Source organism: Pseudomonadota bacterium, assembly GCA_008501635.1.
Lineage (GTDB): Bacteria > Pseudomonadota > Gammaproteobacteria > QQUJ01 > QQUJ01 > QQUJ01.
Map to the genome: position 1 here is coordinate 175,321 of QQUJ01000018.1, position 13,862 is coordinate 189,182.

Consider the following 13,862-nt stretch of genomic DNA (forward strand, 5'->3'; position numbering starts at 1 on the left):
AGACCGGCCTTTTTCATGTTCTGAGATGCAGCGATCTAAATCAGGCGCCCATTGCCTTGATTCTTGCATTCAAGCGGCTCTTGTGACGCGTTGCCTTGTTGCGATGAATCAGCCCCTTGTGGGCCATACGATCGATGATCGGCGTGGCGGCGGTGTAGGCGGCAGTAGCGGCATCCTTGTCCCCGGCCTCAATGGCTTTAACTACCCTTTTGATATGAGTGCGCATCATGGAGCGCGCGCTGGTATTGCGCTGACGGTGTTGCTCCGCCTGGCGGGCGCGCTTGGCTGCTTGCGGCGAGTTGGCCAATTGAATACTCCTACTGGTTCCAGGGTCCGAAAGGCCGCATACTATGCGGATTTTCGGGTCCATTGTCAATGGGATAACCGCTCGCCGGCCACAGGGCCAGAGAGGGATTCAGGTCGACGCCAACCGCGTCGATTGCCCTCCGAGGCACTGTGGCTATTTTGCGTGTGAGGGAGGCGGAACTGAGCAAGCGGCTGGTCAAATCGACGGCGACGGTAGGGCTGAATACGCTGGCGTCGCGTGTTCTGGGGTTTGTGCGCGATGTGGTGATTGCACGCTATTTTGGCGCCAGTCTGGGTACCGACGCCTTCTTTGTCGCCTTCAAGATTCCCAACTTTTTGCGCCGCCTCTTTGCTGAGGGGGCGTTCTCGCAGGCCTTTGTACCGGTGCTTGCGGAATACAAAACCCAGCGTTCGCACGATGAGGTCCGCGATCTGGTCGGTAGTGTCAGCGGTTCGCTGGGTGTGGTGCTCTTCGGGGTAACGGTACTCGGCGTGTTGGCCGCGCCGGTCCTGATTCTGATCTTTGCGCCCGGATTTCCGGCTGATGGACCGCAGCGTGCGCTGGCAGTGGAGATGCTGCGGGTCACCTTCCCCTACCTGCTCTTTATTTCGCTGACCGCTTTGGCAGGTGGTGTGCTCAACACATTCGGACGTTTTGGGGTGCCGGCGTTTACGCCGGTATTTCTCAATCTATCGCTGATCGGGGCGGCGGTATGGTTGGCACCTCTGATGGACAAGCCGATCACTGCATTGGCGTGGGGGGTGCTGATCGCCGGGTTGACCCAATTGTTGTTTCAGCTTCCCTTCCTGGTACGTCTGCGCGTGCTGAGTATCCCCAAGCCGCGGTTTCAGGATCCCGGGGTGCGGCGCATCCTGCGGCTGATGTTGCCCGCGATCTTTGGTGTGTCCGTCACCCAGATCAACCTGCTCATCGATACACTGATCGCCTCGTTCCTTGCCACCGGCAGCATCTCCTGGCTCTATTACTCGGATCGTCTGGTGGAATTCCCTCTCGGGATATTTGGAATCGCGATGGCGACGGTCATTCTGCCGCATCTGTCGCGCGAACATGCCAGCGAGAATCCCACGGCATTCTCCGATTCCATCGATTGGGCGCTACGCTGGGTACTATTGATTGGTGTGCCCGCATCGTTGGGCCTGGCGGTTCTGGCCGGTCCATTACTGGCGACGCTGTTTCAGTACGAGGCCTTCAGCGGTGACGATGTGGTGATGGCAGCGCGCAGCCTGATGGCCTACTCGGTGGGCTTGTGCGGATTCATTCTGATCAAAGTGCTGGCGCCGGGCTACTACTCGCGACAGGACATGCGAACACCGGTGCGCATAGGTGTTATCGCGATGCTGGGTAACATCACTCTGAATCTGATGCTGGTCTGGTCATTGGCCCATGCAGGGCTGGCGCTGGCCACATCACTGGCCGCCTTTATCAACGCGGGATTGCTGTATCGCGGTTTGCGTAAAGAGGCGGTCTACCGGCCCCGAAGCGGTTGGGGCGTGCTGTTTTTGCGATCGATGATCGCCGGTGGCGTGATGGCGGCGGTGTTATGGTGGGGGACCGGTGGCATTGAGGAGTGGTTGGCAGCAGGAGTCCTGGAGAGAGCCGTGCGTTTGTGTCTTTGGCTGATCGTCGCGGTGCTGGTCTATTTTGGTTCGCTGGCACTGCTGGGTGTGAGACCCGCGCATCTGCGAGCTGCGAGTAGCGTACGCTAGATGTTTTTCTGCGTCCCGGTTTGCTGCAGCAGGCACTGTGCCTTTTTGTTTATAATCGCCGCTTTACTGAGACAATCGGTGGTGGCGATGCCCATCGGCAATGAGTCGTCACCGAGGTCGGGATCATGGAGCTGATACGCGGTCATTACAGCCTGAAGCGCGAGCACCGAGGCTGCGTGGCAACCATTGGCAAGTTCGACGGCGTTCATCTCGGTCACCAGGCGGTGTTGGGCCAGGTGGCGGAGAAGGCGTCGGAGCTCAATCTGCCGGCTGTGATCATCACTTTCGAGCCTCAACCCGAGGAGTTTTTTGCGCCGGGTTCAGCACCGGCACGTCTGACGAGGTTGCGTGAGAAGCTGAAAGCGCTCGGGCGTTTCGCCGTGGATCGGGTGGTCTGTCTGCGTTTCAATCGGCGCCTGGCGGCAATGGCGGCCGAGCAGTTCATCGAACAGATCCTGATCGCCGATTTGGGCGTGCGCTATCTGGTAGTCGGCGACGACTTTCGATTTGGCAGCAACCGCAGGGGTGACTTCGCCATGCTGGAGGCGGTGGGTGAGGCGCGCGGGTTTGCCGTGGCGCGCATGCACACCGTCAATATCGATGGTAATCGTGTCAGCAGCACCCGGGTGCGCGATGCATTGGAAGTGGGCGATTTGGCGATGGCGCAAAAACTTCTGGGGCGACCTTACCGCATCTCGGGGCGGGTGGCCCACGGTGACAAACGGGGGCGCACCCTCGGTTTCCCGACGGCCAACATCCGGCTGCACCACAAGGCACTGCCGCTATCGGGCGTCTACGCCGTCGAAGTGTTTGGTCTGGAGCATGAACCGCGTATCGGCGTGGCCAACGTCGGGATACGTCCTACCGTCGATGGACGGCAGGCGTTGCTTGAAGTGCACCTTTTCGATTTTGCGGAGGATATTTATCGGCGCTACATCCACGTCGATTTCCTCCATAAGCTGCGCGAGGAGCGGCGTTTCGAGTCGCTGGATGCGTTGCAAGCGCAGATCGCGGCGGACGTAAAGGCAGCACGGCATTTTTTTACAGCGTAATTTATGAAAAGCTGAACGACTGAAAAGATCATGGCGGACTATAAGCAGACTCTCAATCTTCCTCAAACCGATTTCCCGATGCGCGGCAATCTGCCGCAGCGTGAACCTGAAATGCTCAGGCGTTGGGAGCAGATCGATCTCTATCGTAAGGCACGTCAAGCGCGCACGGGGCAGGAACAGTTCATCCTTCACGATGGCCCGCCCTATGCCAATGGTGAAATTCATATCGGGCATGCCGTCAATAAGGTGCTCAAGGACATCATCAACAAATCCCGACTGGTGGCGGGGCGCGATGTCCCCTATGTGCCGGGGTGGGACTGCCACGGTCTGCCCATCGAGTTGCAGGTGGAAAAGAGCATCGGCAAGGCGGGCGACAAGGTCGATGCCAAGACCTTCCGCAAAGCGTGTCGTGATTACGCGGCTACGCAGATCGACAAGCAGCGCGCCGATTTCAAACGGTTGGGTGTCATGGGAGATTGGGAGCACCCCTATCTCACCATGAGCTTCAAGAACGAGGCCGATATCATCCGCGCTTTGGGCAGGATCATCGCCAATGGCCACCTGCTTCGCGGCGCCAAACCCGTGCACTGGTGCGCCGATTGCGGTTCGGCGCTGGCCGAGGCGGAAGTCGAGTACGAGGAAAAGACCTCGCCGGCGATCGACGTGCGCTTTCGTGTGGTGGACGAAGCGGAGTTTGTCGCCCAATGTTCGCCGGTTGGCGAGGTGGGCGAGGGTGCAGTTTCGATTCCCATCTGGACGACCACACCTTGGACATTACCCGCCAACCAGGCTGTTGCGCTCAATCCTGAGTACCACTATGTGCTGGCGCAGGTCGATACCGCGGCTGGCACTGAGCGTTTACTGCTGGCCGAGGATCTGCATGAGGCAGCGATCAAACGCTATGGCGGATTCAATACCCGCATCATTGCCCGCTGCACAGGCAGCGTGCTGGAAGGTCTGAAGCTTCATCATCCCTTTTATCAACGCGTGGTCCCTGTCATCGTTGGCGAGCATGTGACGCTGGAGGCCGGTACCGGCGCGGTACATACCGCACCGGGACATGGTCAGGAGGATTTCGAGATCGGTCAGCACTACGGCCTGGAGGTGGACAACCCGGTCGGCGATAACGGCTGCTTCCTGCCGGGTACGGAGCTCTTCGCGGGCGAGTTCGTGTTCAAGTCCAACGACCATGTCATTGAGGTACTCAAGGAGCGCGGGGCGCTGTTGCACGTGGAGAAGATCCGCCACAGTTACCCGCATTGCTGGCGGCACAAAACTCCGATCATCTTCCGCGCCACAGCGCAGTGGTTTATCAGCATGGAGCAGAAGGCGTTGCGCGAGATGTCGCTGCATGAAATCGACCGCGTACGCTGGATTCCCGACTGGGGGCAGGCACGCATTCGCGGCATGATCGAAAACCGTCCCGACTGGTGCATCTCGCGCCAACGTTCGTGGGGTATTCCGATCTGCCTTCTGGTGCATCGTGAAAGCGGCGCGCTGCATCCCGATACGCCGCGCCTGATCGAGGAGGTGGCGCTGCGCGTCGAGCGCACAGGGATCGACGCCTGGTTCGATGTCGCGGTCGAAGACCTTCTCGGTGACGAAGCCGCGCATTACGAAAAGGTGGGTGATACGCTGGATGTCTGGTTCGATTCGGGGACCACACATTACACGGTGCTGGAACAACGCCCCGAGCTGCGCTTTCCCGCCGATATGTATCTGGAGGGATCCGATCAGCATCGCGGTTGGTTTCACTCGTCGCTGCTGACCTCGGTGGCGATGAATGGTGTGGCGCCCTACAAATCGGTGTTGACCCACGGCTTCACCGTTGATGCCGAGGGACGCAAGATGTCCAAGTCGATGGGCAACGTCGTCGCACCGCAGCAGGTGGTCAACAGCCTGGGCGCCGATGTACTGCGTTTGTGGGTGGCGGCCACCGACTATCGCGGCGAAATGCATGTCTCCGATGAAATTCTCAAGCGTACCGCTGATGCCTATCGACGCATTCGCAATACGACGCGTTTCCTGCTCGGCAACCTGACGGGTTTCGATCCCGTGCAGCATCAGTTGCCGCTGCAGGAACTGCTCGCTCTTGATCGCTGGGCGGTGGAGCAGGCTCGCCAATTGCAGAATGAGGTCATGCGTGCCTACGAGGATTTCGATTTTCACCACATCTATCAGAAGGCGCATAATTTCTGCAGCGTGGATCTGGGTAGCTTCTATCTCGACATTATCAAAGATCGCCAATACACCACGCCGACCGACAGCCGCGCGCGCCGTTCCGCGCAGACGGCCCTGTATCACATCGCCGAGGCGCTGGTGCGGTGGCTGGCGCCCATCCTCAGCTTTACGGCCGAAGAGGTCTGGCAGTACCTGCCGGGTCCGCGCGGTGAGTCGGTGTTCCTGGAGACCTACTACGCTTTTCCCGAGGCCGCGGAGATGGGCGAGTTGAATATGGCTTACTGGCAGGAGGTACTTGCAGTACGCGAGGCGGTGAGCAAGGAACTGGAGCGGGTTCGCGTTGAGGGCAAGATCGGTTCTTCGCTGGAAGCGGAGCTCGACCTCTACTGCGACAAAAACTTACAGAATCTGCTCAGTAAACTTGGTGATGAACTGCGTTTCGTGCTGATCACCTCGACGGCGGTCGTGCACCCGCTCGATGCCGCACCTGCCGAGACGGTGGAGACTGCCCGTGCGGGACTGCGTCTTAAAGTGATCCCAAGCAGTCATGGTAAATGCGTACGTTGTTGGCACCGGCGCGAGGATGTCGGCAAGCACGCGGACCACCCTGAGCTGTGCGGTCGGTGCGTGGAGAACGTAGCGGGGAGCGGTGAACAACGCCTTTACGCATGAAGACGGAACAGGTACCAGAGAGTATGGAACAAGCAGCAGCCACTGCCGAACGCCCTGCGGCGCTGGCTCGTTGGCTGGGCGTCGCCGGTGGTGTGGTGGTGTTGGATCAGATCACCAAGCAGTTGGCCGAGTCGATGCTCAATTACAACGAGCCGCTGGTGCTGTTGCCGGTATTCAATCTCACGCTGCGCTACAACACAGGTGCCGCGTTCAGCTTTCTCGCCGACGAGGGAGGCTGGCAGCGCTGGTTCTTTGTCGTCCTGGCCTTGGCGGTGAGTGTGTTTCTCGTGTTCTGGTTGCGTCGCCTGCCGCGCGCGGTGGTTTGGGAGGCGTTGGGGATTACGCTAATTTTGGGGGGTGCGGTAGGCAACGTCATCGACCGTTTATTGTTTGGTCATGTCATCGATTTCATCGAAGTGCACTATCAACATTGGTACTGGCCGGCGTTCAATGTGGCGGATTCCGCCATTACCGTGGGGGTGACGCTGCTGATTCTCGACTCGTTGCTCAATCGTGCTTCCAGGTCGCCCTGACCGTCAGCCCACTGATGGCCCCTGGTCCAGTGCGGCATAAAGACGGGGCCAGTCGAACGCGGGACCCGGATCGCTTTTACGCCCGGGCGCCACGTCGCAATGACCCACTACGCGTTCAGCGGTGATGCGGGGATAGCTGACCGAGAGCGCGCGAACCGCGCGTTCCAGTTGCCGGTACTGCACTTCTGCGTACGGTGTATCGTCAGTGCCCTCCAGTTCGATGCCAATGGCGTAGTCGTTGCAATTTGCGCGCTGGAGGTAGCGCGATGCGCCGGCATGCCAGGCGCGTCGATGGAACGGCACGAATTGAACCAACTCGCCGTCCCGCCGTATCAGCAGGTGTGCGGAGACACGCAGGGTATGGACCTCGGCAAAGTAGGGATGTATGTCGGGGTTTAGCGTGTTGGTGAACAGGGCTTCTATCCAGGGCCCACCAAACTCGCCCGGTGGCAGACTGATGCCGTGGATGATCACCAGATCGATCTCACAACCGAGCGGGCGGTCATCGCAATTGGGTGACGCCACCCAGCGGGCATCGACCAGACGGCCGCACTGCGTATCGATAGTCAGGGGGTCCGCGGCCATAGGTGGTTGGATTCTCCTAGCACAGATTCACGAAGGCTGCCCAACTGCGCATGGTTCGATTTTTCCGGGCACAGCGCCTGCGACAGCGGAACGGTGAGACCGGTCATTGGCGTTGCCGTTTCGCACGGTGCAATCGGACCTACACGCTGCGGCACAGTCCCTGCAACACCAGATCGGCGAAACTGACGACACCCACGACGTTACCGCGCTGGTCCACAACGGGGGCGCGAGTCAGTCGGAAATTGTCGAACAGGCGCGCACAGTAGCGGATGTTCATCTCTGGTTCCACGCAGATGGTCGGTTTGGCCATCACCTCGTAGACATTCACCCGCTCCGGGGCGCGGTTGGGTGCCAGCACTTTGCGCGCGATGTCCGAAAGCAGCAGGAAACCGTGTTCGTCATCGTCATGGCGCTTGTTCACCACCAGGCAGCGCGCGTTTATCGCTTTCATCCGCGATAGCGCCTCGCTGATGGTGGCCATCCCATCGATGCGATCGAAATCTTGGGTCATGACATCGCGAACGCGAACGATCTCCTCTTTCATAGCTTGTCCTCCACCAGGGGGGTCAGATTGCGTATCTGCTCGGTGACGCCGACGGCGTCCTCCACGTCGATCTGGAAGGCGATGCCGGTGCCGGGTTTTTCCTCGAACTCACCAACCTTTGCGATAGTCTCCAGTATGGCGCGGCAGAGGTGCTCCTCGACGAGAAACAGCACCATGTCGCGCTGGGTTTCGAGGTTGAGACCGAAAAAGGTCTTGGGTTTCTGCATGCCCTCGCCGCGTGCCTGGTTGAGAACGGTGGCGCCGGTGGCTCCTGCCGTACGCGCGGCATCGACGACCGCATCCGTCTTGTGATCTTCGATAAGCGTGATGATCAGTTTGAAATGCATGTTGCGCCTCCTTATTTCCGCGTGCCTCGGGATCGGCGCGCGCCGAACCATTCACTCAACTGGGCGTAACCCATGACCGACATGATGGGAAAAAGACTGGCGAAGGCGATCAGGCCGAAGCCATCCATCAGTGGACTGCGTCCGGGAACCGTGCTGGCCAGTCCGAGCCCCAAGGCGGTTACCAGAGGCACGGTGACGGTTGAAGTGGTGACACCGCCTGAGTCATAGGCCAAAGCGATAATCAGTCGCGGGGCGTAGACGGTCTGGATGATGACGACGATATAACCGGCAATGATGTACCAGTGCAACGGTGTGCCGGTGATGATGCGAAATGAGCCGAGGGCAATGCCCACGGCGACACCGATGGCCACTGCTATCCGCAGTCCCCGGGCGCTGATGGCGCCGCCCGATACCTGATTGGCTTTGATGGCCACCGCGATGAGCGAGGGTTCGGCAATGGTCGTCGAAAAGCCGATCGCTGCGGCAAAGCAGTAGACCCAGAAATAGTGCCGCCAGTTGAGTATTGTGGTGTCGGAGAGCGCTGCGCCTTCCAGCAGAAAACGGGGATCGGTAAGTTGCTGGGCCATCAGCTTGCCGAGCGGGAAAAGCGCCTCCTCGAGGCCGATCAGAAACAGCGACAAACCGATCAACACGTAGGCGAAGCCGACCAGCACCTTCTTCAGATTGGGTAGGGCTCTGCGGATCACCAGGAACTGAAAACCGAAGATGATGGCCGCGATGGGGAGTACATCCCTCAGCGTGGTCAGGGTGGTGGTCCAAACCAGCATCAAGACCTCCATCACACCGCCATCCCGTAGGCCATGACGAAGATCATCGGTGTGAGCGACGCGAACGCGATCAGGCCAAAGCCGTCGATCATTGGATTGCGGCCGCGGATACTGGAGGCGAGACCCACTCCCAGGGCCGTTACCAATGGCACCGTGATGGTCGAGGTAGTGACGCCGCCGGAGTCGTAGGCGATACCGATGATTTCGGCGGGGGCGAAGAAGGTCATTATCACGACGCTGATGTAGCCGGTGATAATAAGGTACTGGATAGGCCAGCCCTTGAGTATGCGCAGCACACCGATCACGATGGCGATGCCGACCGAAAAGGCGACCGTGATGCGCAGACCCAGCGCGTAGCGGTGCTTTTCGGAATCGGCGTTTTCGATCATGCCGCCTTCGGCGGCGACTACCGAGGCCTCGCTGGCGACCGCGATCAAAGCGGGTTCGGCGATGGTAGTGCCGAATCCCAGGGCAAAGGAAAACACCAGCAACCACGCGAGGCTGCCTTTGCGGGCAAAGTCGAACGCCAGCGATTCGCCCACCGGGAACAGCCCCATCTCCAGACCCTGAATGAACAGGGTGAGTCCCAGTATTACCGCCAACAACCCCCCCAGCAGACGACCGAACTCCGGCAAGGGTTGCTGCAGGACGCCGATCTGAAAAAACGCTACGACCAGCACGATCGGCAGCAGATCGCGCACGCTGCCTGCGGCAAACCTCAAAAAAGAAAAAAGTTGTTGTCTCACGCCATGGATTGGTTTTGGTATGCCCGTACATTACCTGAATCGGGTCAGGGCTGCTAAGATGGCGGCCCCCTGAAACCGAGTCGCTTGGGAGGAGACGTTGAGTTTGGCCGATGAAAGACCTGTGTCAGACGAGGTGATCCGCGCAGCCGTGCGGCAGGCGCTTGCCGAGGATATCGGCAGCGGTGACCGGACCGCGCGGCTGGTGCCCGCAACGGCGCGGCTGGAGGCGACAGTCATCGCCCGGGAGGAGGCGGTGCTGTGCGGGCAGGCATGGTTCAATGCCGTGTTCGCCGAACTTGACCCCGCAATCCGCGTGACATGGCAGGCGGATGACGGTCAGCGCGTGCAGTCGGATCAAATACTTTGCCTTGTGGCAGGCCCGGCCCGCAGCATACTGACCGGTGAGCGCACGGCACTGAATTTCCTGCAAACCCTCTCCGGAACAGCCACCCAGGCGCGACGCTATGCCGATGCAGCCGCAGGCACCGGGGCCACGGTGCTCGACACGCGCAAGACCTTGCCGGGTCTGCGCCTGGCGCAGAAGTACGCCGTTCGCTGCGGCGGTTGCCGCAACCACCGGCTCGGTCTCTATGACGGCATACTGATCAAGGAAAATCACATCCACGCCGCCGGCTCGATCGCGGCCGCTGTCCGGGCGGCGCGGCGCGAAGCCCCGGGGATGCCGGTCGAAGTGGAGGTGGAGAATCTCGGCGAGGTCAAAGAGGCGCTCTCCGCGGGGGCCGATATCCTGCTGCTGGACAACTTCAGCCTGGACGAGATGCGGGCTTCGGTGGTGCTCAACGAAGGCCGTGCGCGCCTGGAAGCCTCCGGCAATGTCTCGTTGCAAACCCTGCGCGAGATTGCACTCACAGGGGTTGATTACATATCAGTTGGTGCACTGACCAAGGATTTGAAGGCCGTCGACCTCTCCCTGCGCTACGCCACCTCCTAGCCGCCCTCGGTTTCTATTCCCAATGCAGGGTTGAGTATTCTCCCGCCTGGAAACAGACAAGGCCCGCGCAGTGGCGGGCCTTGTCTGGGGTGGATGGCTTGGTGCCGGAAAGAGGAGTCGAACCTCCGACCTACCGATTACGAATCGGTTGCTCTACCAACTGAGCTATTCCGGCGAAGGCCGCCGAGTATATCGGATCTGTCCATTTTCGGACAACCGGCCAGCGGCAGCGGTCAGCAGTTGCGAAGCCGGATGACGACGTCGACGCCCTCGGCACGCGTACCGGCAGGTGCCCGGGGGAGGCGGCCGATGGCGAGGTCCCCGCTTTCGATATCCACGAGTTCCCCGGTATCCACGTTGTAGAAGTGGTGGTGGGCATGGGTATTGGGGTCGTAGAACACCTTTGTGGGGTCCACAATCACTTCGCGGATCAGGCCTTGGCGTACGAACAGATTCAAGGTGTTGTAGACGGTAGCTTTCGAGGGGCGTGTCGGTCTGTCGTTTACGATTGCGAGTATCTGATCGGCGGAAAGGTGTTTCGGATGAGCAAATAAGACCGCCGCAATCTCAAGGCGCTGTTGGGTTGGCAGGATGCCGTGGGACTGCATCAATTCGCGCAGATCCTGAGACAAACCGTTGGAGGGCAAGTTTTTCATGCCCTCTGAGTATAGACAGCGTTTAGACAAAATCCACGTTAACCGGTTGGGTAATGAACGATCATCCCTCTAAGGGCGTCCGCCATACCGTGGTCAATGATTCTCCTCCCGATGGGTGCTCAGCACTGTTGCCTCCGCTGGTCGGCAGTGGTTGACCGCTTATCGTGTGGGACTTGGATTTACCGGCTGGGTTCTGCTAAGAAACGCTACATGAAAGAGAACAGACTGAAATCAGTGCGTGGCTTTACCTTGATTGAATTGATGATCACTCTCGTCATAGCGGCGATTGTGCTTACCTTTGCCATACCTTCCTTTCAGACGGTATTTCAGAATAATCGCCTTGCTACGCAGGCCAACGAGTTGGTAACGGCCATGAACCTTGCCCGTAGCGAGGCAATCAAAACGGGCCAACCGGTATCCGTGTGCGCCAGTTCAAATGGCACTGCGTGCGTTGGTACTTGGGTCCAAGGCTGGCGGGTATTTAACGCGGCGGGAACCATCCGGGTATTTACGGCGATGAATGACATGGCTGCGAACTCGGGAGGTGTGACCACTCTGGTTTTTAGTGGACAGGGTGCAAAGGCTATTCCCAATGGGGTGGTTAGCTTCGTACTCACACCACAAGGCTGCATATCGGGTACCGTTAATCGCATGCGCACAATCAGCATCTCCAACACCGGCCGCGCCAATGTCTCTACGGGAAACTGCCCATGAAGATCACGCAATCATCCAATACAAGGCTGGGGTCTCCGTTATACAGGGTGCGCGCGTGCCGCGGCTTTTCAATGATGGAGGTGCTGGTTACCGTGCTGATCCTGGCAATAGGATTGCTCGGACTAGCGGGATTGCAGGGTGTCTCAGTGCGCAACAATCACAGTGCCTATCTGCGCACACAGGCGACACATCTTGCCTATGAGATTGTTGATGCTATGCGTGCCAATCGCGTTGTAGCGCAGGCGGGCGGATACGATCTTGCATATAGCACAGCGCCTGCTACTGCTGGCGTTGCGCAAGCCGATCTGACGGGATGGCGCCAGCGTGTCTCGACGAATCTTCCCGTCGGTGACAGCCGTATCCAGAGGGTGGGCACTAGTTTCACAATTAGTGTGCGCTGGGATGACAGCCGTGGTGCTGCCGGTTTCCAGGAATTCAATGTGGCGACGCAGCTATGAGAAGGCGAAACTTGAAATATGACGGTAGGCCGCAATTTCAGGCGGGGCTTTCCCTGATCGAGATCATGGTGGCGTTGGTTATTGGCCTTATATTGACGGCTGGCATCATTCAACTCTTCGTGGGTAGCAAACAGACCTACCGTTTTCAAGAGGCACTTTCCCGGGTGCAGGAGAACGGGCGATTCGCCATCGAAGCACTCAATCGTGATTTGCGCATGGCCGGTAATATGGGGTGTGCGGTAAATCTGCAGCGTGAGAATCCTGCTGGAGCAGGCCTTCTCGCTCCCGGTTTCTTTCGGGTGAGGCTCAATAATCCCAACGATTATGAGTGGTCCTTCGAAACCGGGCTGCAAGGCTACCAATGGAATGGTGCCAGTTGGACACCGGCATTGCCCGCGTCGTTGGCTGCAGCGTTGAATGAAAGCGATATCCTGACGCTGCGCGGGGTAGAGAGGCTGCCGACAACGGTGACTTCCCATCCGGCTGGTGCGTTTCCTGGGTCGGAAGCTTTGGGTGTGCCTGCATCCAACGGATTCAGCCAGTTTGATGTCGTAGTGGTAAGCGATTGCACTTCCGCGGCAGTGTTTCAGATCTCCAACAGTGATCCAGACACCAGCGGTTCTCTCGCACACCTCACTGGCGTGGGATCCCCCGGAAACTCCAATACAGCACTAGGGCGCGAGTTTCTCGGGGCAGACGTGACGCGCATCTCCACACGCTCCTACTTCATTGGCACCGGCGCGGGTGGCGGACCGGCACTTTTTCAACGCGTCAACCAGGATGCCGCCCAAGAGCTGGTCGAGGGTATCGAGCGAATGCGCTTCTCCTATGGAGTAGACACCAATGGTGATCGCATGGCCGATCCACACGCACTCGGCAACGCGTATTGGACGGGTGCCCAGGTTGACGCCGCCAATCGCTGGAACAGTGTGGTGAGCGTTCAAATGCGTTTGCTGGCGCGCAGCGTGGAAAACGGGGTAACGGACGGTCCGCAGGCAATCAGCTTCGATGGCGCGGTTTTCAACTCTGGAGTCGGCGCCGACACACGATTGCGACAGGTGTTTACGACCACGGTCGGCTTGCGGAACCGGCTACCATGAGGAGCCTTGCTATGGTCACAGGTCACAGGTATTCGCGGCAGAAGGGCGCGGTTTTACTTGTCAGTCTGATCTTTCTCATTCTGCTGACAATCATTGGTGTTACAGCCATGCAGACCACGACCTTGCAGGAGCGCATGGCCGGCAATACGCGCGACCTCAATCTGGCTTTCCAGGCTTCCGAAGCGGCGTTGCGCGGGGGTGAGGCATGGTTGCCTGCCAATACTGCAACCGCGGAGGCGGCGGGGACACTACCCGATCCCACATGGGATGGTGCCGCAAGTCCCGCCCCCCAAGGTTCGCTGGCGGGATTCAATATAGTAAACGGTGTACAGATCTACGCCGGGGATCCGGTTTTTCACGCCGGATCACCTCAGCGTGTACGTATCGGCATTGGCCTACCCGCACAGTACCGTTTTATCTATCCCGTAACTGCGCGCGGAGTAGGTGGTACGGGCACGGCCGTGACGATCGTTCAGTCCATGTTTGAGCCATGAGGCAAA

16 protein-coding genes and 1 tRNA gene are annotated in these 13,862 nt (G+C 59.2%); 9 read left to right on the forward strand and 8 right to left on the reverse strand.

Features of this window, described 5'->3' with window-relative positions; genetic code table 11:
* Positions 1–40: 40 nt before the first annotated feature.
* Complete coding sequence (locus DWQ09_10850) at positions 41–307, reverse strand: 30S ribosomal protein S20 (GenBank protein ID KAA3627668.1); 267 nt, start codon at positions 305–307, stop codon at positions 41–43.
* A 179-nt stretch (positions 308–486) separates the two neighbouring features.
* Here DWQ09_10850 and mviN point away from each other — a divergent pair, with 179 nt between their 5' ends.
* The 4 genes from mviN (at position 487) to DWQ09_10870 (ending at position 6,472) form a co-directional block, all read left to right on the forward strand.
* Positions 487–2,034, forward strand: coding sequence for a murein biosynthesis integral membrane protein MurJ (gene mviN, locus DWQ09_10855; protein KAA3628002.1), 1,548 nt, complete (start codon positions 487–489; stop codon positions 2,032–2,034).
* A 125-nt stretch (positions 2,035–2,159) separates the two neighbouring features.
* Positions 2,160–3,086 (forward strand): bifunctional riboflavin kinase/FAD synthetase, encoded by a 927-nt coding sequence (locus tag DWQ09_10860; GenBank protein KAA3627669.1) that lies wholly within the window; start codon positions 2,160–2,162, stop codon positions 3,084–3,086.
* Positions 3,087–3,116: 30 nt separating this feature from the next.
* Positions 3,117–5,939 carry an isoleucine--tRNA ligase gene (locus DWQ09_10865; protein ID KAA3627670.1) on the forward strand — a complete coding sequence of 941 codons (2,823 nt, stop codon included), beginning with the start codon at positions 3,117–3,119 and terminating at the stop codon, positions 5,937–5,939.
* 62 nt (positions 5,940–6,001) lie between these two features.
* Complete coding sequence (locus DWQ09_10870; protein KAA3628003.1) at positions 6,002–6,472, forward strand: lipoprotein signal peptidase; 471 nt, start codon at positions 6,002–6,004, stop codon at positions 6,470–6,472.
* A 3-nt stretch (positions 6,473–6,475) separates the two neighbouring features.
* Here the strand turns inward: DWQ09_10870 and DWQ09_10875 are convergent, their stop codons facing one another.
* The 5 genes from DWQ09_10875 to DWQ09_10895 all read right to left on the reverse strand — a co-directional run bounded on the left by DWQ09_10875 (position 6,476) and on the right by DWQ09_10895 (position 9,491).
* Positions 6,476–7,057, reverse strand: a complete 582-nt coding sequence (locus DWQ09_10875) for a 1,6-anhydro-N-acetylmuramyl-L-alanine amidase AmpD (GenBank protein ID KAA3627671.1) — start codon at positions 7,055–7,057, stop codon at positions 6,476–6,478.
* Between the two features lie 139 nt (positions 7,058–7,196).
* On the reverse strand, positions 7,197–7,601 hold the full coding sequence (locus DWQ09_10880; GenBank protein KAA3627672.1) for a CBS domain-containing protein: 405 nt from the start codon (positions 7,599–7,601) through the stop codon (positions 7,197–7,199).
* Positions 7,598–7,948 carry a P-II family nitrogen regulator gene (locus tag DWQ09_10885; protein KAA3627673.1) on the reverse strand — a complete coding sequence of 117 codons (351 nt, stop codon included), beginning with the start codon at positions 7,946–7,948 and terminating at the stop codon, positions 7,598–7,600. Before DWQ09_10885 ends, DWQ09_10880 begins: the two co-directional genes overlap by 4 nt.
* An 11-nt stretch (positions 7,949–7,959) precedes the next feature.
* Positions 7,960–8,748, reverse strand: a complete 789-nt coding sequence (locus tag DWQ09_10890) for a DUF1538 domain-containing protein (protein ID KAA3627674.1) — start codon at positions 8,746–8,748, stop codon at positions 7,960–7,962.
* Entirely contained in the window at positions 8,748–9,491 is a 744-nt protein-coding gene (locus tag DWQ09_10895; protein KAA3627675.1) for a DUF1538 domain-containing protein, read from the reverse strand. The genes DWQ09_10890 and DWQ09_10895 overlap by 1 nt, the downstream gene beginning before the upstream one ends.
* Before the next feature lie 88 nt (positions 9,492–9,579).
* Here DWQ09_10895 and DWQ09_10900 point away from each other — a divergent pair, with 88 nt between their 5' ends.
* Entirely contained in the window at positions 9,580–10,434 is an 855-nt protein-coding gene (locus tag DWQ09_10900; protein ID KAA3627676.1) for a carboxylating nicotinate-nucleotide diphosphorylase, read from the forward strand.
* A 99-nt stretch (positions 10,435–10,533) separates the two neighbouring features.
* On the opposite strand, the gene DWQ09_10905 is transcribed toward DWQ09_10900, so the two are convergent.
* Together DWQ09_10905 and DWQ09_10910 are read right to left on the reverse strand one after the other, a co-directional pair.
* Positions 10,534–10,609, reverse strand: a tRNA-Thr gene (locus DWQ09_10905).
* Between the two features lie 58 nt (positions 10,610–10,667).
* On the reverse strand, positions 10,668–11,090 hold the full coding sequence (locus DWQ09_10910) for a transcriptional repressor (protein ID KAA3627677.1): 423 nt from the start codon (positions 11,088–11,090) through the stop codon (positions 10,668–10,670).
* Positions 11,091–11,186: 96 nt separating this feature from the next.
* Between DWQ09_10910 and gspH the strand changes: the two genes are divergently transcribed.
* From gspH to DWQ09_10930, 4 genes are read left to right on the forward strand one after another with little or no spacing between them, the layout of a single operon-like run.
* Positions 11,187–11,804 (forward strand): type II secretion system protein GspH, encoded by a 618-nt coding sequence (gene gspH, locus DWQ09_10915; protein ID KAA3627678.1) that lies wholly within the window; start codon positions 11,187–11,189, stop codon positions 11,802–11,804.
* Complete coding sequence (pilV, locus tag DWQ09_10920; protein KAA3627679.1) at positions 11,801–12,262, forward strand: type IV pilus modification protein PilV; 462 nt, start codon at positions 11,801–11,803, stop codon at positions 12,260–12,262. The genes gspH and pilV overlap by 4 nt, the downstream gene beginning before the upstream one ends.
* A complete protein-coding gene (locus tag DWQ09_10925; GenBank protein ID KAA3628004.1) occupies positions 12,259–13,362 on the forward strand; it encodes a prepilin-type N-terminal cleavage/methylation domain-containing protein in 1,104 nt (367 codons plus the stop codon). Before pilV ends, DWQ09_10925 begins: the two co-directional genes overlap by 4 nt.
* On the forward strand, positions 13,359–13,856 hold the full coding sequence (locus DWQ09_10930) for a pilus assembly protein PilX (GenBank protein KAA3627680.1): 498 nt from the start codon (positions 13,359–13,361) through the stop codon (positions 13,854–13,856). The genes DWQ09_10925 and DWQ09_10930 overlap by 4 nt, the downstream gene beginning before the upstream one ends.
* Positions 13,857–13,862: the final 6 nt, after the last annotated feature.

Excerpts from the sequence above, each read along its gene's own strand:
- DWQ09_10860 (KAA3627669.1), top strand. The coding sequence starts at position 2,160 with ATGGAGCTGATACGCGGTCATTACAGCCTGAAGCGCGAGCACCGAGGC.
- DWQ09_10865 (KAA3627670.1), top strand. The coding sequence starts at position 3,117 with ATGGCGGACTATAAGCAGACTCTCAATCTTCCTCAAACCGATTTCCCG.
- DWQ09_10875 (KAA3627671.1), bottom strand. The coding sequence starts at position 7,057 with ATGGCCGCGGACCCCCTGACTATCGATACGCAGTGCGGCCGTCTGGTC.
- DWQ09_10880 (KAA3627672.1), bottom strand. The coding sequence starts at position 7,601 with ATGAAAGAGGAGATCGTTCGCGTTCGCGATGTCATGACCCAAGATTTC.
- DWQ09_10885 (KAA3627673.1), bottom strand. The coding sequence starts at position 7,948 with ATGCATTTCAAACTGATCATCACGCTTATCGAAGATCACAAGACGGAT.
- DWQ09_10890 (KAA3627674.1), bottom strand. The coding sequence starts at position 8,748 with ATGGAGGTCTTGATGCTGGTTTGGACCACCACCCTGACCACGCTGAGG.
- DWQ09_10910 (KAA3627677.1), bottom strand. The coding sequence starts at position 11,090 with ATGAAAAACTTGCCCTCCAACGGTTTGTCTCAGGATCTGCGCGAATTG.
- gspH (KAA3627678.1), top strand. The coding sequence starts at position 11,187 with ATGATTCTCCTCCCGATGGGTGCTCAGCACTGTTGCCTCCGCTGGTCG.
- pilV (KAA3627679.1), top strand. The coding sequence starts at position 11,801 with ATGAAGATCACGCAATCATCCAATACAAGGCTGGGGTCTCCGTTATAC.
- DWQ09_10925 (KAA3628004.1), top strand. The coding sequence starts at position 12,259 with ATGAGAAGGCGAAACTTGAAATATGACGGTAGGCCGCAATTTCAGGCG.
- DWQ09_10930 (KAA3627680.1), top strand. The coding sequence starts at position 13,359 with ATGAGGAGCCTTGCTATGGTCACAGGTCACAGGTATTCGCGGCAGAAG.